7 protein-coding genes and 2 pseudogenes are annotated in these 20,230 nt (G+C 65.8%); 8 read left to right on the top strand and 1 reads right to left on the bottom strand.

Features of this window, described 5'->3' with window-relative positions; genetic code table 11:
- The first annotated feature begins 18 nt into the window (after positions 1-18).
- From E1298_RS19395 to E1298_RS19380, 4 genes are read left to right on the top strand one after another with little or no spacing between them, the layout of a single operon-like run.
- On the top strand, positions 19-1,554 hold the full coding sequence (locus E1298_RS19395; RefSeq protein ID WP_165975553.1) for a PD-(D/E)XK nuclease family protein: 1,536 nt from the start codon (positions 19-21) through the stop codon (positions 1,552-1,554).
- Complete coding sequence (locus E1298_RS19390) at positions 1,551-2,471, top strand: pPIWI_RE_Y domain-containing protein (protein WP_131895205.1); 921 nt, start codon at positions 1,551-1,553, stop codon at positions 2,469-2,471. Before E1298_RS19395 ends, E1298_RS19390 begins: the two co-directional genes overlap by 4 nt.
- Before the next feature lie 8 nt (positions 2,472-2,479).
- On the top strand, positions 2,480-6,220 hold the full coding sequence (locus tag E1298_RS19385; RefSeq protein WP_131895203.1) for a pPIWI_RE_Z domain-containing protein: 3,741 nt from the start codon (positions 2,480-2,482) through the stop codon (positions 6,218-6,220).
- Positions 6,217-8,898, top strand: a complete 2,682-nt coding sequence (locus E1298_RS19380; protein ID WP_131895201.1) for a pPIWI_RE module domain-containing protein — start codon at positions 6,217-6,219, stop codon at positions 8,896-8,898. The genes E1298_RS19385 and E1298_RS19380 overlap by 4 nt, the downstream gene beginning before the upstream one ends.
- Positions 8,899-8,917: 19 nt before the next feature.
- Here the strand turns inward: E1298_RS19380 and E1298_RS50415 are convergent.
- Positions 8,918-9,301: pseudogene (locus E1298_RS50415) on the bottom strand (transposase family protein); the annotation flags it as partial.
- A 387-nt stretch (positions 9,302-9,688) separates the two neighbouring features.
- On the opposite strand from E1298_RS50415, the pseudogene E1298_RS19375 reads away from it, so the two are divergent.
- From E1298_RS19375 to E1298_RS19365, 4 genes and pseudogenes are all read left to right on the top strand, one after another.
- Positions 9,689-10,892 (top strand): annotated as a pseudogene (locus tag E1298_RS19375) (IS3 family transposase).
- Positions 10,893-11,686: 794 nt separating this feature from the next.
- Positions 11,687-14,902 carry a helicase-related protein gene (locus E1298_RS19370; protein ID WP_131895199.1) on the top strand — a complete coding sequence of 1,072 codons (3,216 nt, stop codon included), beginning with the start codon at positions 11,687-11,689 and terminating at the stop codon, positions 14,900-14,902.
- Positions 14,899-17,646 carry a DUF1156 domain-containing protein gene (locus E1298_RS48230; RefSeq protein WP_165975552.1) on the top strand — a complete coding sequence of 916 codons (2,748 nt, stop codon included), beginning with the start codon at positions 14,899-14,901 and terminating at the stop codon, positions 17,644-17,646. Before E1298_RS19370 ends, E1298_RS48230 begins: the two co-directional genes overlap by 4 nt.
- Before the next feature lie 38 nt (positions 17,647-17,684).
- A partial coding sequence (locus E1298_RS19365; RefSeq protein WP_165975551.1) for a DUF499 domain-containing protein occupies positions 17,685-20,230 on the top strand: 2,546 nt, incomplete at its 3' end.

Raw genomic sequence — 20,230 nt, 5'->3', positions numbered from 1 at the left:
CGTCCCCGCCATGTGACCATGTCTTTCGACCCGTTCAACCGGCTCCTCGACTTGATCGAGTTTGAGGGGCTCAGTGACGATGACGCGTTGACAGGACTCTCCGAGCCGAACGCCTTCTTCCACCGGCTCGTCCACGAAGGGCTGGTCACTTGGGTCGATCAAGCAGTGCGGCGTTACCGCGATGTGTTCCTTGCCGACATGGTCGCGATCGGCGCCCGCGACGTGGTCGCTGTTCGGCCTTGGGTTCACCAGGTCCCTCCCAGTGACGCGTCTTCACGCACACATGAACTGTGCGTGTGGGGGCGGGCATACACCTACCGGAGTTCGAGTCGACTGGTCCGGGAACTCCGGGTTCCGGTCACCGGAAGCACAGAGGACAGGCTCCGCAGCGATGCCGAGAAGTCGACAATGGCGTACGTGGTCGCCATGGGTTCGCTGATCGACAACGCGTCGTTCGACAGACAGCGAGGCCGTTACCTCGGGGGCATGCCGTTCCCCGTCCTGCCGCCCGACCCGCACATTGCCGGCACCACACCTCCCGATCTCGTGCGCGTCCTCGAGGTCAGTTGCACTGACGGAGCAGTCGCTCCACTGTTCCAGGGCAGCGTCGAAACAGCGGAAGCCTACTTCGCCGAGCACGGACGAACGGCGATCCGTGACCTCTTTCGTTCCACGGCACGAAGGCCCGGCTACGACTGCCTGGAGTGCAAAGAACGGAAGGTGTGCGATCGGCTGCCGCGCTATGGGGGGATGCTCGGTATCAGTGACGTATCCCGTCCGCGGCGGGTCTACACGGCCACCACCGGGCGCTATCACGATGAGTGCGCCGCGCAAGAGCACTTCCGTACGCTACGGCTCCCCGTCGACGACGTCCGGGAGACCCCTTCCGCGGTCCGCCAGGGGAACGCAGTCCACGCCTGGCTCCAGCGTCTGCACGACCGTGTCCCACGTCGCCCCTGTACTACGGATGATCTCCCGGAGGACCCCCGCCACTGGACGGGGGGATCGTGGCGTCTGGAGGGCGCCGAAGCCGAGAACGCCGCCGCCATGCTCGCGTCCCACCTCGAGGTGTGCCCGTATCTCGGCCTTGCGCCCGAGGCACCCGCCCACACCGAACGAGTGATCGCCGCCGACGATCCGCACTGCGACACGCTGGTGATCGCGCACGCCGACCTTGTCTATCGAAGAAGCGGCTCGTGGAACTACCGGGAGGTGAAGACGACCTCTCTCAAGAGGATCACCGACGGTGATCTGCTGTTGAGCCGGTATCAACAGACCGCGCTTGCGATCCTGCTCTATGAGGCGGGCGCGATTCCGCTCGGCCCGCTGTCCGCCGTGGAGTTGGAGATCCTGACACCTCACGGTCCCGATCTGCGCATCCTTGACCCTCGGTCACCTGCGTTGAGGGAGGAAGCACGCCGGACGGTGCGGCCATGGGCGGCGGCGTGGCATGCGGACGCCGCCCATCTCGCGAATCCGGGACCGGCTTGCCGACGCTGCCCGTACCACCAGTGGTGCCCGTCCGCCGAAGCCGGAGAAGAGGTCAAGAAGTGACCGACGAGGGAGACGACTGGCTCGACGGGGATTATGCCCTCCCGGCTCCCAATCCTCTGGAACAGCTGACAGGGCCGGCCTTCAACGAGGACGAGTCGCTGCGCATCATCGGTCTGGTCTCTGTCACCGTCACACGTCTCACAGATTGGCCGGCCGACAAGGAGTTCTGCAATCCCTACGATGGCACGGCTCAGTTGGCGGTCGATCGCATCTGCTTGGCAGGGCTGCGTAGGTTCCCGCAGAACCATCGACAGGGAAACCGAAGATATCCTCGGTCCCTGACGGATCTTCTCGCATGGTGCCGCGAACACGACGTCCAGGAATGGGATTTTCTCGATCTACCCACAGAGCTCTCTATCGAAGGCACGTTGCTCGACCCTCACACCGCCGCACCCTCGCGGCTCTGTCAAGAACTGGCGCTGAGGTACGAGCATCACGAGGATCCAGCTGGGAAGAGCATCCGAAGCATCACGTTGGATCACGTCCAGAGGCAGTACGCGGAAGCCGGAATGCCGGGAGGCCAGCGCGCTCTTCTCGAGAAGCTCGTGGCGTCCCCCGTGCTTACCTCCACCGCCATTGCAAGCCTAAGGATCAGCAGGAGGCTGCGCATCCCAGACGGGGTCATATCGGCGTGCTACGTACCGGTCCACGAGCGGTACTTCGACCGGCGCGGGCGCGCCAACATGTGCACCTCCTGCGGTTCCCTGAGAATCAACACGACGACGGGATGGCGATGCGAGATCGAAGACTGCCCCGACCGCGACTGGGTCCAAGGCGGCGAGAGCCTCGCCAAGAAGGATGGGCTGTACCACGCGACCAGACCTCTGCGTGAGTTCCTTATCGCGCCGATACGCATCGGTAGGGCGCGGCGCCGTTCGAGAATGAAGCCCGACTCTCCGCGCGACCTGGAACCTTGAGGAAGTAGATGCGCAGCACGCACGGTCACCTGAAGCAGGCACTCCAGGAATTCTCGAAGTCGGAAGCCGATGAACTCCGACAACTGCAGAACGACGGTCTCGACTACCGCGTCGAACTCGGGCTCCGCCTCATCTCCCGAGTCGACGAGAACCTCAGCCCGATCGACGGTTGGACGCTCTTCGGCGGTTACCCTTTCGCCCGTGTCCGCCGCTTCGGGCGAGACATGCCGGGCAGCGAGATCGACGTGATCCTGCGTGCCGCTCGGTACCACCTGGAACCCATGCACAGACGGGCCGTGTGGCAGTCGGCCTTGCTCAACTACTTGCGCCGGGTACCGCGGCGACATCGTCTGTACGACTTCATGGACACTCTCGAGGCACCGGCGAGACAGGAGCGACCGTCCTTGGCGGCCGGCCGGGTGGTTGTCTACGACCGCCTCCTGGTCACCGACGCCCCGTTCACCACACGAGAGATGAAGATCGCAGAGCCGGGCGAGCACTGGTTCCATGGGCGTCGAATCGGCATGCAGAGCGTCGTCATCCCCGACGGGCTGCCGGACTCCGAGGACCGGGGCATGGAGTTGCGACTCCGCACCGACCGCGGCCCGTTCGACCAGCCTGTCGAGGCCTTGGAGGCGACCGCTTCGCAGATGGCCGAGCTCGACCAGACCGACCTGCCGGGCGAGTTCGAGAAGAAACCCGACGACTGGGAAGGCCGTTTCCAGTCGATGGAGCTGTTCACACGCGCGGAGACGGCTGACCGTTTCGAGAGCGCCGAGCGGCTCGTCATCGATGGCCTGCTCAACCTCATCGGCATCCCAGGAGTCGGCAAGAGCACCTTACGTGACATCCTCACCGCGCACGCGGTGGCGAAACTGAACCAACACATCGTCATCGTCGTCGGTGACGTTGCGGAGGCGCTGCGCACGGTCCAACGTTTCAATCGCCTCCGCAAGGCGGCTGAACAGACGCAGGATCGTCGCTTCGACGGTTTCATGCGGCTACGGGCGGCCCCGCTGATCGGCACCAGCACCCGTGAACAGCACCTGAAGCGTCTGCACCGCCGGGTGGCTCGGCGGTACCCGCTCCCCGCCCTTCACTACGACCCGGCGTTCGCCTTTCTGAGCACGGCCTGTCCGCTAAGCGCGCTGCGCGGCGCGGAGGCCGGAGCACCGCTCCCCTACAGCGAAGCGCCATGCACGAATCTCAGGCCGGTCAAGCCGGCTCCGGACGGTGTGCCGGTCTCGGCCGAACTGCCGCCCCCCACGGCCAAGACCTCCCGAGGCTGTCCCCTGTGGTCGTGCTGCCCCCGGCACGACATCGAGCGTGAGCTGCGCGAAGCGACGATCTGGGTGACGACACCGGAGTCGCTGACCGCGACCTCACTGCCCCGGCACCTGAACGCCGAGGGACTCCGCTACCTCGAACTGGCCGGCAGGCGCAGCGACATGATGATCGTTGACGAGGCCGACCAGGTGCAGATACGGCTGGATCGGGTCTTCGCGCCCACCGCAACCCTCTACAAGCCCGGCACCGACTCCTGGCTGGACGAACTACTCCGGCACAATGTCGCCGAGTTGGCCAGGGAGGGCCGCATCCAGCTAAGCGACATCGTGGTCAAGCAGTGGACCGCGGCGCTCGACATGGTGTCCACGAGCGCGAACCGGATCTACGCGATGCTGGTCGAGGACGACCAGCTCCGAGCGTGGGTGGGAACGGACTTCTTCAGCGCGTGGACCCTCCAGCAGGAGCTTCTCAGTCGCTGGCCAGCGACCCGTCTGCCGGATCGGAGAAGGGGCGCCCGCAAGAAGGAGCGCGACGAGGGGACGACTCCGCGCGCGGAGAGCGCCCGCCTGCTGCGGCTCCTCGACGCCCACCCTGATCAGCCGCAGGAGGTCAGAGACAAGCAGCGGAAGTACGTGCAGGCGGTCCTCGACGCCTTCCGTGACGACCCGTTCGGCGACGATGACGGCAGCGCGTCGTCCTCGGCCGAAACACCGAAGGCCGAGACCCGGCGGCTGACCGGACTAACCCGCAGACTGATCACCAATGGCCCCGACAACCCACAGGCCGATCGCAGGGCGAAGGCCGTCCTCAAGGAGCTCTCCGGGTTGTACGATCCAGGCGACGAGAGTCATGACGCCGGCCGGGGCGACGAAAGCGAGCACGAGAACCTGATCGCAGAGTTTGAACGCGAGCAGCGCAGGTTCGAGTTCACTCTGCTGCTGTCGGTCATGCATGACCGGTTGAATATCCTGACCAGCCTCTGGGGACGGGTCGAGGCTGCGCTGCGACTGGACCCGGCCGCGAACGCGCTCTACCACCGGACGCCGCTCGACTACGCGCCGGTCGTGCCCGAATCCCCCATGGGCAACGTGCTGGCGTTCCAGTTCGCTCGTGACCAGCGTGCCGGTTACACGCGCACCGGAGAGCTGCGCTTCGTCCGCTGCCATGGTGTGGGAAGGGAACTCTTGCGCGTCCTCTCCTCCCTCCACTCGGTCGAGGACAACCGGGGTCCAAATGTCCTGCTCATGTCCGGCACGAGTTGGGCAGGGCTGTCGACGCGCTACCACATCGCCGACCCGGTGAGAGCGGTCCTGCGTGCCTCATCCCAGAACCAGCCGCCGGAAGATGGAGGACGAGACAGCGGAGGAGGTCCGCTGATCTCCATGTTCGAGACCTACGTTCACGAACACGACGCCGATACCGGGCAAACCCGTCCGCTCCGGCTCTCCGGGACCGGGGACCGGCGGCCCGAGGTCATCCGGAAGATGATCCGCAAACTCGCCGAACCGAGGCTCGACGGGGCCGAGGCTCCGCTTCTCCAGGAGATGCACTACCTGAGACAGCACCGAGCCGACCGCGCGAATCTACTCCTGCTGACCGGGAGTTACCTCCAAGCGCGGATAGCGGCGCAGACCCTCCACTCTTACCCATTCTGGAAGGGGCAGGTCTGTGTTCTCGTCTCGGATGACGATGACCTGGACATCACGACCGGCGCTCCGTTCATGGACACCGACGATGTCGTTCCGACGCTGCGGCGCGGAGACGTCGCCAGCCTTCGCGAGACCCCGTACACCGTTCTGGTAGCACCGCTCTTGGCGGTCGAGCGGGGCCACAATATCCTCAACGCCTTCGACGAGGCATTCTTCGGCTCTGCGTTCTTCCTGGTCCGGCCGTTCCCGGCTCCGTCCGACGTGTCCGTGCTCATCCACGCGCTCAACGACTGGACGGTGCGGGCGACGCGAACCACCGACGCCTTCTCAAACATCGTCCGAAGGAACGGGTCACTGGACGCGGCCGGCCTGGAGTGGCGCCATGAGGCCCGCCGTCGTCTGCGCTGGCTGGCCAACCGCGAGATGGCTTGGCAGCGTCTCGACCACGCCGACCGTGAGCGCCTGACATGGGACCTGCTCGTCGTGATCTGGCAAGTGATCGGACGGCTGACGCGAGGAGGCGTCGACGCGAGGGTCCACTTCGTAGACGCGGCCTTCGCCCCGAAACGCGCGACCGGGCAGGCGCGAGAGACCTCGGGCAGCAGCCTGCTGGTCAGCATGCATGACGTCTTGGCCCTGTATTTTGGTCGACCCACCATCAGCACGATCAAGCCGCTTCCCGACCGGCCGCCGGTCGACACGGCCACCGCTTACCTCGTGGAAGCGCTCTACCGGCCGCTTTTCGACGCATTGCGGGCGTTGCTCAACAGTCCTCCCCCAGCCGTACCGGTGAGAGCAGACCGAACACGATGATCTATAACGCGATCGAGTTGGCCGCCTACTTACCGGCAGCCGAGATCCATCAACCGGTGCACGTGCTTCGCGTACCCGGCGAGCTGCGAGAGGCGCTGGAGAAGCTATACCGGTCCGGCCTCTCGGATGAGTTCGCCGCCGCCACGCGCACATTCCCGATCAGATCGCTCAACACATTGCTGCCGCTCGCGGCACCTGACGTGTTGTCAGTGGGCCGGCGAGTGTCGATGACGGACGACGTGCCGTGGCTCCTTTCCCTGCATCAGGTCGACACCGGGCTCGTCCGAGACCTGATCCACATCTGGTCCCTCGGCCTGAAGGGCGCCGAGCAGCACCGCGCGGAGGTCGAACGCCTGATCGACGAAACCGCGTTTGAGTGGAAGCACGAGTTGTTCGACCTGGCCGAGACGACGATGAGTCCCGGCGGTACGGCGCAGCCCGCCGACCAGATCTATCCGCTGTTGGCCGCCTGGCTCGCCCGGAAGATCAGGCTGGAAGGCGATCTGACCGCCGGAAACGGGGAAAGCCTCGCCTTCATGGAGTCCCCATGGCGGGGACACGGGGCGGAACTGGTCTCCTGGCCGCCCCGCCAGGGCCTGCCCGAGGAACCGGACAGCTGGTTCTCCTACGTCATCACGGTCAGCGTCCAGACTCTCCCCTTCCAGCCATCCTTTCGCGTTCACGTGCGGACGGGGGTCAGGCGCTGGGTGACGAGGGTCGGCTCCCAGGGGCTGCTGTACACCGCCGGCCGCTCGGTATCGGTCTACCTGGCGACCGCGACCGCATGGCCGGGGATGTCCGATGTGCGGAGCCGTTTGGCGGTCCACCGGCTCCGCTACGACGTAGCCGACGGCCGCCATTTCTGGCACTCGATCGACCGTCCCGAACTGCTCCCGCACGCCAGCTTGATCAGTTCTCCCGTGAACGCGGCCGCCCTCTGCACGAACCCCATGGACTATCTGAACAGTTCCGACGGAGTCCGCGTGGCCATCCCGTACAGCACCAGCATGGGCAGCCACGCCGTGGGTTCAGGACTCATGGCGGGAGACCGAGTGGCCTTCCTTGAGGCGATCGACGGCGTCCTGTCGGGGACGATGGAACGTGCGGCCTGCTGGCGACGGTCACGGTTCGCCGACAAGCCCGTCAACTTCCAGTACCGGCCAGGCATGCCGGCGAAGCTGTCGCGAGAGGAGCGACGCCGCCGTGCCGAGGAGGAAAGGAAGAAGACTCACGCAGAGATCACCAGGCGGCGGCGGGCGGCGCTCCAGGCTGTGCTGTCCAAGGGCACCTTCACGACGCACGTTCTCTGGCAGGACCCCGCCACGCGTAGCGCCCTGGTCAAGGCGCTCTGCGACGTTCTGGGTCTGGAGCCACCGGATTCCGACAACGGCACGCTGCGATGGACCACTCCCGAGATCGAGGTCGTCCTCGAAACGCGCCGTAGCGGCGGCCTTTGCGGTGGGCTGGACATCGGGATCGCGCGACCTCAGCGCGCCGAGGTCACTCGAGCCGTCACCGCACGCGCGAAGGAGGCGGAAGACGCCTTCAAAGGCTCAGACGTGGATGCGGCGGTCATAGAGATCGATCGCGAGTTCAAGGTCCCGCACCGCGACCCGAAGTTCGTGATCCGTACGGGAGCAGCGGAAGCCGGTACCTTGACGCAGTTCATCCAGAGCGCCGAGGTGGGCACCAGACTCGCCAAGGACCGGCCGCACCGGGCGGGCCAGGCATGGCTAGACGTCCTCCGCCAGGCCGGTGCCGCTCGCCCTCCCCTGCCCGCCGTCCCCATCGCCCTCGGCTCCGAGCCCGAGTTCGTCGCGGTATGGGCGATCAACCGCCAGCGGCGGAGCGCGACCAGCCCACGCCTGTGGCGGCCGATCGCCGTCAAGTACCGTCCGTCCTCGATGGACGCTTTCGAAGGTTGGCGCGACGACATCCGGCGTTGGGTGCCCTATCGGGATTTCCTGCTATGGCTGGCACGAGAGGCCGAGGCACCGCCGCCGGACGACGGCGAGACCGAGATCGACGCGAGCGCACAATGGAGCCACGACCATCGCTGGCGCGAGACGATGGCCTTCCTGCGGCCTCTGCTGTACGCGCAACGAGGCCGGCCGACCGTCCTGATGGTTCAGGCGCAAAACCTCCGTTCTCACTGGCCATGGATCGGCAACGCCCGACTCATCCCGGATCGCATCGATGTCGGCGACGGAGACGTTCCCATCTCGCTATGGGGCGACGAACTTCGCGTCGTGCGCGTACGGGACAGCACAAGGGATGAGACGCCGCAGTACTACGGGTCTGGTGGAAAACACGGGCTCCCGGCGGGGCTGTGGGGCGAACCCCTCGATGCCGACGGACGGCTTCACTACTCCAGTGGCGAACGATCCGTCACGGGCAGCAACGCAGCCGTCGGGGCCCGGAAGGAGGGCATACGCGTTACCACGGAGGGCCGGGAGATCATTGACACCGGAACGCAGGCGTACAACCCCAATCTGGTGGAACTCTGCGTTGTGGCCTGCACTCCCAACGACGTTCCCGCCGAACTGGCCTCCTGTGTCCATCAGTTGCGTTATGCACCCGAACTCGACACGTGGCTGACTCTGCCCTATCCCCTCCATCAGGCTCGGAAGGCGGCAGAATACGCGACGCCCGATCTGCCGCCCCAGCCGCTTAATTAGGGCCTGTTCGTAGTTCAGATCATGGGAGGGCTGGCTGCCTGCGGAGCCAGATGATGCATCCGTGTGGGTGGAGTCCGACCAGATAGCTGTCGGGTATCTTGTCGTAGCGGGTCGCAAGTCCTCGCCATTCCTTGAGCTTGTTATGCAGCGTTCGACGGTGTTGCGGAGTTCGACGTCGTGGCTGACCGGGCGGCCGCCCGCGCGTCCTTTCCGCTTGCGGTTGGCAGCCTGGTCGGACTTCTCCAGGATGACCGCCTTGATGTCGCGCCGGCGCAGGTAGGCGCGGATGGCGCACGAGGAGTAGGCCCTGTCGCCGGCGACCGCACGCGGTCGGGTGCGGGGACGGCCGACCGGCCCGCGCACTTTGATCCTGTCCATGACGCAAGACGAATTGGGGGCTGTCGGTGCGTGTTACCCCACCGTCCGGCCCCGTGCTTGCCTCCGTAGCGCTACCGGCTCGCGCCGACGGTGAACGATCCGGTGATGGTCAGGTGGCCGTCGGCGGGCGCGGCGGGGCGTTCCCCTGTGTTTGGGGTCCCCAGGGGGCACCGCTGGGTGGGCCAACACCACCGCCGACCAGCGCAAACCGCACCTAAAACTGGCGCGTATCGGGACCCGCGAAATCCGACAGTGCGCGAACCTCCTAAGGGCGTGTCCTACGTGGTGATTTGAGCGAGCCTCTTAAAGCAGATCAGGGCGGCGGCCAGGGTGAGGAATGAGCCGTACCGGGTTTGGTGAAGTCCTTCAAGCCAGTCATGATCTTGGCTGGCAGCGAGGAGAATGACCGTCGATGTCGGCGCCACGCAAGTACCCCCTGGAGCTCCGTGAGCGGGCTGTGCGGCTGGCTCTGGAGTCGGATCGGCCGATCGCTCAGATCGCTGCCGATCTGGGCATCCACCGCGAGGCGCTGCGGACCTGGGTGCGTCAGGCCCAGGCCGATGCCGGTAAGCGGCCCGAGCAGCTCACCAGCGCTGAACGCGAGGAGCTCAAGCGGCTGCGCAAGGAGAACAACGAACTCAAGCGAGCCAACGAGATATTGAAGGCCGCCAGCACGTTTTTCGCCGCCGAGCTCGGCCAGCCCCGGACGAGGTAGTCGCGGTGGTCGATCACCTCCGCGGCGGCTTCGGGGTCGAGCCGTGTGTGCAGGGTGCTGAACCTGTGCCCGGGCACCTATCTACGGCCGCAAACGCCGCCCGCCCTCGGCCCGCGCCCAGCGTGATGCTGGCCTGATCGAGCAGATCAAGGAGGTCCACCAGGCCAACTACGGGGTCTACGGCTCCCGGCGCGTCCATCGGCAGTTGCGCCGACAGGGCGTGCCGGTGGCGCGGTGCACGGTGGAGCGGCTGATGCGCGAGCACGGCCTGGAAGGCGTGCGGCGCGGCAGCCGCCAGCGCACCACCACACCCGATGAGACCGCGCCGCGGCCACCGGACCTGGTCAACCGGCGCTTTGTCGCCGACCGGCCGGACCGGCTGTGGCTGGCCGACATCACCTACGTGCGCACCTGGGAGGGCTGGGTGTACGTGGCGTTCATGCTGGACGCCTTCTCCCGGCGGATCGTGGGCTGGCAGCTGGCCGATCACCTGCGCACCGACCTGCCGTTGGATGCGCTGGAGATGGCGCTGTGGCAACGCCGCCGAGACGGACAGCCGCAGGCCGGTGGCCTGATCCATCACAGCGACAGGGGCTGCCAGTACACCAGTTTCCGGTATGTCAGCCGCCTGGCGGACGTGGGCGTCATGGCCTCGGTCGGTTCGGTCGCCGATTCCTATGACAACGCCATGGCTGAGGCGTTGAACGGCACATTCAAGGCCGAGTTGATCTACCGGCGGACCTGGCGCACACGTGACCAGGTCGAATACGCCATCGTGGAGTGGATCGGCTGGTACAACCACCGGCGTCTGCACTCGGCCATCGATGATGTGCCACCTGCCGAGTGCGAGGCCACCTACTACCGTTCGATCAACACACCAGCGTCAACCGGCGCCAGGTAGACCGGACTTCACCAAATCCGGTACGGCTCACGTAAAGGCGTACCGAGATGCCCGTCGGGGCACGCCAGAGCCGGTACCGCATCAGATGCCGCCGACCGTCCCCACCGGTGATGGGCACCGGAGGCGGCGCGTCCGGCAGCCGAGGCCACCCCGTCACCGCGGTGATCCGCGCAGGGGTCGCACAGCGGGCCTTCACCGTCGATCCAGTGGTCAGCCGGGCCTCGCCCGCATACCCGGCACCTGCCCGCCCGTTCGTCCACATCTGCCCCCTGCACGCTCGTGCCCCACGAGGATCTGGCTGCACCACGAGTAAACCGTCGACGAGTACGACCAAGGTCACATGTGGGATCCTCTCGCCCGCGAACGTACGCGCTCCCGCGCAGCCGCCGGAGCCTACCCACGCCGAGGTGCTGCGCCGCCTGCTCACTTGCGACCCCCAGCCTGACAGGTCGACGCCACACCTTCTCTGGCAACCACCAGCTGCCCGCTCGGCCTTTCGTTTTGCTCTTTTCTTAGGCCGATGGTGGCCACCGGGGTCATCTGTTGGATCCGCACGATGGAACTGGTCGAGTCAACGCACACGGGGAGTCAGTAAACCCGTGGTGACTTGGACTGTTGCCTCCACGAAGGACTCACGCATGGGCGATATGTCGCGCTTGCGGGGCCGCATGTACGCCCGCTTCGTTGAGCAACCGCATTGAGCAAGTGGTGGAAACGGGTGATTTCATACGCTCCTTCATGGAAAGGTAATTCTCCGTCGCTCGGTCGCTTCGGGTAGTCGAGAGGAGGTTGCGGTGGAGATCGCCAGGGACGAGCGGCTCCTCATCGACGGCGAGGTAGTGACCGTCGTCGCCTCGACTCCGACGCGCGCTGGGTTCGACTGTGTTGTGAGGTCTCCGTCCCGCGGGCTTGTGGAGGTGTTCGTCCGGCTGGGGGATGTCGCGTCATGCAAGGTGGCGACGTCGGACGGGAGCGGTGACAGCGGTCGGGCGATCACTGGGGTGTGGGCTCAGTGGATGCGGTGGGCAATCCCGCGGATCCGGTCTGCGGTATTGGCAACACGTCCGTTACGCCCGTACGCTCATCAGGACGACGCGGTGTTCGGGGTAATGCTGTCTCAGCCCCGGCTGCGGTTCCTATTGGCGGACGAACCGGGCACCGGTAAGACGCTGATGACTGGCATGTACCTGGCCGAAGGACAGCGACGCGGCCTCATCCCAGGCAAAACGGTCATCATCGTTCCCGCTCACCTGGTAGGTAAATGGGTGCGGGAACTCGAACGGTTCTTCGGTATTCACGCGCATCCGATCACAGCGGAGATCGGCCGGGACCCGCTCGATCTGCGTGACGACGTCGCTGTGTGGATCGTGTCCCTGGATCTGTACACCTACAACACCGATGTGCGCCGCAAGGTCGTCGGCAGCCGCGCGTCGTGGTCCCTGGCAGTGTTCGATGAGGCGCACCGGCTGACACCGACCTCGCAGTACCTGGGTGCGGCGCGGCAACTGTCGGAGGTCACCCATCACCTGCTGCTGCTGACAGCCACCCCGCACCGCGGCAAGGAGCATTACTTCAGGGCGCTGTTGAACCTGCTGGACCCGGCGATCTACCCCTGGGACGACGCGGTCCGCACCTACGACACCGCGCTGCGGCCAGGGCGCGACAACTTCCTGCGCCGGATGAAGGAAGACCTGCGCGATCTCACGGGCGCCAGGCTGTTTCGCGCCCGCTACGCCGAGACCTGCGAGGTATTCCTGTCCCCAGCCGAGTCCGACGCCTACGAGGCGGTGATGGACTACGTCACCACCTGGTATTCGGCCGATTCGGTGCTCGCGCGGTCCATCTACGGCAAACGCGCGGCATCGTCGGTGACCGCAGCGCTGGAGACGTTGCGGCGCCGCCGCTCCGCGCTGTCGGGCAGCCAGATCGGCAGGGTCGCCCGGGTGCCGCCTGATGGTTTCGACCGGCCTGATTTTTCCCGGGCCGATCTGGACTCCGATGATGCCTGGCAGGAAGCCGAGCAGGCGGTGCTTGAGGCCCGGAGCCGGGACAGGCGCGCCGAACTAGAGGTCGTCGATGCGGTGATCGGGCAGCTGGAGCGTGCCATGACCGTCAGCGACGAGCCTGCGAAATGGCGCACCGCCCACGAGATCATGACCCGGCACGGGATCAGTCCGGGTGCCGGTCAGCTGTTGGTGTTCACCGAATTCACCGATACCGCCAGGTGGCTGGCAGAGGTTTTCACCACTGCTGGGTTCAGCACAGAGGTCCTGGACGGGAGCGTCGACCAGCGCGGTCGCGAGGACCTCCAACTGCGGTTCTTGGGCGGGCAGTTCCAGGTGCTGGTGTCCACGGACGCCGGCGGCGAGGGCATCGACCTGCAATCCGCGCACGTAATGATCGACTGGGACATCCCCTGGAGCCTGGTTCGGCTGGAGCAGCGAGCCGGACGGCTCCACCGGATCGGCCAGGAGCACGACGTCTTCGTCTACCACCTAGTCGCTCCCGGCACCCGGGAAGGCCGGGTCCAGCAGGTCATGCTGGAGAACCTGACTGCCGCCTCCCGGGCGTTGGACGGTCGTCTGTACGACCTGCTGGACGCCACCGTCGACCAGGCCGGGTTCGACTTCGGCGCCGCCATGGCGGCGGCCTACCGTGAGCCCGGCGCAGTGGGGAACGTCATCGCAGCAGTGCCGGACACCCAGACTCTGATCGCCCGCGCCAAGGAGATCGTCACCGATGAGGACCGGCTGAAAACACCGGTCGACCATGGCGAGGCATTGCAGCGGCTCGCCGCTGACCGTCTCCAGGCCATCAATCCGGTGATCGTGTCGGCGTTCATCGATCACGCCGCTGAGGTCGAAGGATGGGATGTGACGACCGGGCCCACGCCCGGCATCCGCATCCTCAGCATCGGCGCCACCGGCAGCGTCCTGCCCGAGTCATTCGGCGGAGGACGCGAATGCTTGATCGCGGCCGACGCGGACGCCGTGGCGAAAGCCAAGAAGGAACAGTTCGGCCGCGCCAAGGACGTCGTGGTGTTCGGCCCCACTGAGGAACCGTTCCAGGAGTTGGTGGAGCGCGCGGTCCGCCGATGTGAGACCGACCTGCTCGCCGGCGCCGCCGCCGTCGACCTGGCCTCCCTCACCGGCTACACCCTGTTCGTGTACACCGCCGACCTGGAGCATCACGACGGTCTCCACCGTGCTCGACGCACCGTGCCGTTCCTGATCCGCTACTCGGGCGCGGGCGCGTTCCCAGCGGCATGGGAATCGGTGATGAACCTGGCCGCCTCCACCGTCTCCTCGGCTCCTCCGGAGCCGGCCGCACGTTTCGAAGCCGACGACGCTGCCCGCGAGTCCGTCGCCGCCGAAGCCGCCGCCATGCAGCAGCGGCAACAGGCGATCACGGCCAAGACACGTGCCGACCTCGGCGACATCGAACGCCGCTACAAACGCCAGATCCGGGGCCTGCCACCCGCTGCCAAGAGAGAAGCGCTCGACCGGTTCGAGACCATCAAGGCCGACCGTCTCGCGCAGCTCGACCTGATCGATGCCGTCACCCACTCCAGCCCGGCATCCCTGGGGTGGATCCAGGTGGCCGGTGGCGCACGTGCCGAGGAGTTGGGCCGCGACCCCGATTCCGAAACGCTCGCCGTCGCCACCGTGGTTGCCGAACTCGAAGGACTCGGCTGGGTCGTCGACGACCGGCAAACCGCCGGCCTCGGATACGACCTGCTCGCGCGGCGCCCCGGTACCACCGATCAACGACTGATCGAAGTCAAGGGGTTCGCAGGCGACCTGCGACCGGTGGTTCTCGAACAGCACGAATGGGCCCAAGCCCAGCAACGCGGCAACGACTACTGGCTTTACGTGGTGCTGCACTGCGCGACCGATCCGGCTGTCGTAATCCGCTGCCAAGACCCCGCCGGAACACTCGCCGGACCAAGACTGATCCAACGCTTCACGATCCCCGTATCCCGGCTTCGCCGCCTGATGGAGACCCCATGACCCCCGATACCGGCCGCAAACTCATCGACACCTGGTTCCCTTGTGCCGCTGTCGACGAAGCATGCGGCAACAGCGCGGGGTCGGGTCTCAATGAGAAGGCCATCTTCACCTGGTTCGCGTCCCGGCCGATCGCTCAGGCCCGCGCGGCGGTGATCACATCTCTGCTTCCGGAGCAGCCCGGAGTACACGCCCTGGTCGATGCCGCGGTCCTCGGAGACCACACTGCGATCGAAAAACTGGGCGGTACCGTCTCTGAACTCTACAGTGGCAGTCCAGTTGTCCTTGATGTTTTCTCCGGCCGCGGGATCATCCCCTTGGAGGCCGCACGGCTCGGCGCGACCGCCGTCGGCTTGGACCTCAGCCCCGTGGCCACGCTCGCAGGCAAGGTCCTCGCCGACTACCCGATGCGCGACTGGTCCACCGAACCCCCGCTGCCTTGGCCGTCCCGGAAAGACCCCACCAAGACACTCTTCGAGGACGAGAGCGCGCCGCGGCTGATCTCCGATCTCGCAAACTTCCTCGGCGAGGTGGGCGACCGAATGCGAGCCGCCGTGGAACGCTACTATCCCCGCAACCCCGATGGGTCGTTCCCGTGGGGATATCAATGGGCGATCAGCATCCCATGCGATGGATGCGGTCGACGATTTCCCCTCCTCGGAAGTTTCACTCTCCGCCAGCCCTACCGCAAGACCCGCGACCCTGGGCAAGCGCTCCGGCTCGTGATCGAGGGCGACAGTTGGGGCGTCGAGGTAATAGAGGGAAATCCAGAGCAATCACCAACGTATTCCTCCACCGACCTTGGCGACGGCAAGAGACGTAAGGGCAAGAGCGCACGATGCCCCTTCCCCTGCGGCCATGTCCACAGCCTGGAGACCGTCAAGTCCAAAGGGATCGCAGGCGAGTACAGGGACGAACTTATCCTGGCCATCGACACCGAAGGTGAAGCCAAGCGCGTGTTCAGAGCATTGCGCCCCGAAGAACGCCAGGCAGCGGAATACCTAGACCTCACCAAGCTAGAAGGATTCGGACCATGGAGCGCCATCCCCGATGAAGCCATCCCGGCCGGAAACGTCCATACGGTAATGGCCAGCGGTTACGGCTACCGCACCTTCGGTGAACTCATGTGCGACAGACAGGCGTTTCAATTTTCAGAAACAGTTCGCGCAATCCGTACTTGTCACGCCGAGTTGATCTCGGCGGGCGCGACGCCAGAGTATGCACGGGCCTTAACTTCCTTTGCCGCAGCCACTCTCGCACGAAGGCTCCGCCGCTCAACCCGAGGATGCGCTGTCCAAGCAAGAGGAAAAAGCGATGGATCGGCACAGAATCGAACCTATGTCACCGACCTCTTCGCCAATGAAGCGAGCCTAAATTTTCAATTCGACTGGGTTGAAACCGGACCAGGCCTGGGCCCGGGAACCTGGTCCTCGATTTCGGCTATGGGGATCCGTCCGTACTCGACTCACGTTCGGGGCCTGCGCGGATCCCCGGCGCGGTTCCGTCAGGCGAATTCCATGGCACTGCCCTACCGAGACAGCAGTGTTGACGCGATCGTCACGGATCCTCCGTACTACGACATGATCGAGTACGCGGACGCCTCCGACCTCATGCATGTGTGGCTGAAGCGCATCCTGTTCGACATCGAGCCCGACTTGTTCGGCACGAAGGCAACGCGGACCAAGGACGGCCTGCAGAACAAGAACGACGAGATCATCGTCCGGCGGGTTCACGAGCCGGGCAGAGTTCGCCACGACAAGGACTTCTACGAGGCGTCCCTGTCCACCGCGTTCCGCGAGTGCCGCCGTGTGTTGCGCCCTGAGGGCCACCTCGTCGTCGTGTTCGGCCATTCCGACCCCGATGCGTGGAAGAGACTCTTGGCGGCGCTGCATGACGCAGGGTTCGTGGTCACCAGTTCGTGGCCGAGCCGGACCGAGTCGGCCAACACCGGAGTGGCATCGATCAAGGTCACGGTCGCCATCGGCTGCCGGGTCGCCCCAGACGGACGGGAACCGGCAACCGCTGCGCAGGTCGACAAGGAGGTCGCGGACGCGATCAAGGAACGGGTGCGGCGGTGGACTCATGAAGGTTTGACGCTGGGTGACCAGATGATGGCCGCCTACGGGCCCGCCATGGAGGTCTACGGCCGGTATTCCACGGTCATCCAACCCGATGGGCAGATCGCCTCGCTAGAGCGGTACCTGACGCTGGCGCGCCGCTGTGTGCGTGAAGCGACGGCGCTGCGGCTAGATCAGATCCCGATCGAGACCTTCGACGCGATCACCCGGTTCGCGGTGTTCTGGATGCGGGTACATGGCCGCACGGTCGTAGCCAAGGGCGAGGCCCGGTTCCTGGCGCAGGTCGACAACCTCCGGATCGACGATGTCCGCGGTGACCTGCTGGACGAAACCAGCAAGGGATTCCGGCTACTGCTCGACCCGCCGTCCCGCATCGACGCCGCCAGTGCCGAGTTCGATGTTGCTCGGGCGTTGGCCGGCGCCTACGCCTCAGGAGGTACCGAAAAGGCGGCCAGTGTGCTGGCTCGTTGGGAACGCCCCGCCGATGACGAGCACCTGTGGGCCGTTATCGGCGACCTGGCCGCCCAACTACCGCCCAGCGACGACACTGCGAAGACCTTGGCCGCCCTGCAGCGGAACGCCAGCGCGGTCAAGAACATCGCGCAGGGCATCACCAACGCCCGCATCGATGCCAGTCCAGAAAAGACCCCGACCCTGTTCGACGTCTAGGACACCCGATGACCTCCCCATATCCGCACTGGGCGGACGTGCTCGCCCTTCGCCCGGAAATCACCGACGCGGCCGGCCAGATCGCCGATCTGCAAATGTCGCTGTACAGCGCGGTCTACACCGACCGTGAGGTCCCCTATGCCGATCCCCGGTACTACGCGGAGATCACCGAACCGACCGCAGGTTTGGTGCTGTTCATGGCCGCCGTCGCGCGCCGTCTCGGCACACGCGGCCGTACCGGCAAGGCACTGTTCCACCTCCATCAAGGGATGGGAGGCGGGAAGAGCCACGCGCTGGTCGGTCTCTACCATCTGGCCAACGACCCCGCAGAATTCTTGTCGACGGAGTTGGGCCGACAGATCAAGAATGAGGCAGAGCAGGCGGGCGGCACGATCGATCTCACCGACGCGCGGGCCGTGGTGCTGTCAGCCGACAACATGACACCCGGTGCGCCAAGTCCGGAGTTCGGTCCCGCGACGACGTTGTACGAACGGTTCCTGTGGTCGCTGTTCCGCGGCGACCGTGAGCTGTACACCCGGCATCGTGCCGAAGGGCCGAACAAGGCCGCCTTGGGCCGCGCGCTCAAGGCGGTCGATCGTCCGGTGCTGATCCTGCTGGACGAGCTCATGGACTACGCGATGGATCTGTCCGACCAGCGGCATCTGCCCACCATGCCGGGCGAGAAGGCATTTCTCAACAACCTGATGGACGCCGTGGACGACATCGATGGCGGGCGAGTCGCCTTCGTCGTGGTGATGATCCGCTCCGACCAGGACGAGCGCGGGTATCCCGTGGAGGCCGCGGATCTGCGGGCGTACATAGCCAGCCGGATCGAGCGCAACGGCACCACCGTGTCGGTCACCGAAGCACAGGACTTCGCGGCGATCATTCGCCGTCGGCTCTTCGAACGGACCGAGAACCTACCGACCGCCATAATCGCCTCGGCCTGGGAGACCAGCACGCACGGGGCATGGCAGGATCAAGTATTCGGGCGTCTAGGCTCCCGGCGAGGTACGGCCGGGTTCGGTGACCGGCTGGCCGACAGCTACCCCTTCTCCCCGGACCTGATGGCGCTGGTGCGTGAGGACTGGTCACGCCACGCCGGATTCCAGCGTGTCCGGTCCACCGTCGAGATCTTCTCCGCGACCGCCTACCACTGGATGCGTGAGCATGCCGCAGGCCGCTGGGCACCTGACCTGGTCGGTGTCGGCGACCTTCCACTGCACGTCGTCATCGAGCACGTGCTGTCCTCAGGACTACTCCACGAAAACGAACGCGCCATCCAAGGCTACCGCCAGGTCGCTGCCACCGACGTCACCACCAAGGACGCCCGGCAAGGACGCGCCCGCGAACTCGACCGCATCCTCACCGGCAGGGACGTCGACGCGGGGCAACCATCGCCCGCGCTTCGCATGGCCACCGCCTTGTTCTGCTACTCCCTGGTACCCCGCGAACAGGCCAAACTCGGCGCCACCAAACCCGAACTCCTTGCCGCCGTCTACGCACCAGGCGTCCGATTCCAAGCCGCAGAGGAGGTCTTCAACGCCCTCGTCAGCGATGAGGAAGGACTCGGCGCCCTGGAAGTGACCGACTCCACCGCTGGCAGGGCGGCCACCCGCTTCCACCTGGCCATCGCCCAGACCCTGCGGATGTTCTACAAACAGGCACGCGGCACCGTCCAGCCAGACGAACGCGACAGCTACCTGTGGGACAGAGCCCAGTCCATCGCCAACAGCAGCCCCGGCCCCTTCGACAAGGTCACCACCGTGTCCAGACCCGACGTCCCCGGCACCGCACTGTCGCAGGTGTTCGCCGACGTCGACCAGAACGGCAAGACCCGCCTGGTCGTCCTCGATCCACGCCGATGGACCCTGCACAACGGGCGCGACACCCCCACCCGCGACGACGTCGCAGCACTGCTCGGCGTCGGCGACCACGCACTGCCCGTGGACAATGCCGCGTCCTGCGTCGTCGCCTGCGTCAACACCCAGCGCCGCGACACCGTCCGCAAACGCGTCATCGAGGTCCTGGCCTGGCAGGCCGTCATCAAGCAACTCGACCCCGCCGACGACAAACGAGCCGAAGCGCAAGCAGAACTCCGCACCGCGACCAAGCGAGTCGACGACGACCTGGAGAAGGCATTCCAGCACTTCGCCTACCTCACCCGCACCGACCGCATCGAGGTCGACTGGCAACGCTTCGACGACGACACCAAGACCACCCTCAAAGGCACCCACGTGTGGGCCGCCCTGGTCGACAACGGCCGCGCCGTATACCCAGGCAAACTCTCCGGCGACTACCTCAAGACCCTGCTCAGGCGGATGCCGCGCGACCTCACCCTCAAAGAGGTCAACCAGCAGTTTTACAAGAACCCGGCGTTCCCCATGGTTCCCGCAGTCGAGGACATCCGCCGCGCCATCTACCAAACCCTCACCGGCCCCGATCCATACGAAGTGGTCGATAGCTCCGGCGTCACGCTACGCATCACTTCGGCCGAAGAGCTGTCGATCGGTTCCATGGAGCTGTCGCTGCGCAAAGCCGTACCCCTGTCTCTTCTACACATCTCCGAGCACACGAGACACTG

Source organism: Actinomadura rubrisoli (assembly GCF_004349215.1).
GTDB lineage: Bacteria > Actinomycetota > Actinomycetes > Streptosporangiales > Streptosporangiaceae > Spirillospora > Spirillospora rubrisoli.
The sequence above is the reverse complement of the archived record's forward strand: the minus strand, read 5'-3'. Positions and strand labels throughout refer to the sequence as shown.

Excerpts from the sequence above, each read along its gene's own strand:
- E1298_RS19395 (WP_165975553.1), top strand. The coding sequence starts at position 19 with ATGTCTTTCGACCCGTTCAACCGGCTCCTCGACTTGATCGAGTTTGAG.
- E1298_RS19385 (WP_131895203.1), top strand. The coding sequence starts at position 2,480 with ATGCGCAGCACGCACGGTCACCTGAAGCAGGCACTCCAGGAATTCTCG.
- E1298_RS19380 (WP_131895201.1), top strand. The coding sequence starts at position 6,217 with ATGATCTATAACGCGATCGAGTTGGCCGCCTACTTACCGGCAGCCGAG.
- E1298_RS48230 (WP_165975552.1), top strand. The coding sequence starts at position 14,899 with ATGACCCCCGATACCGGCCGCAAACTCATCGACACCTGGTTCCCTTGT.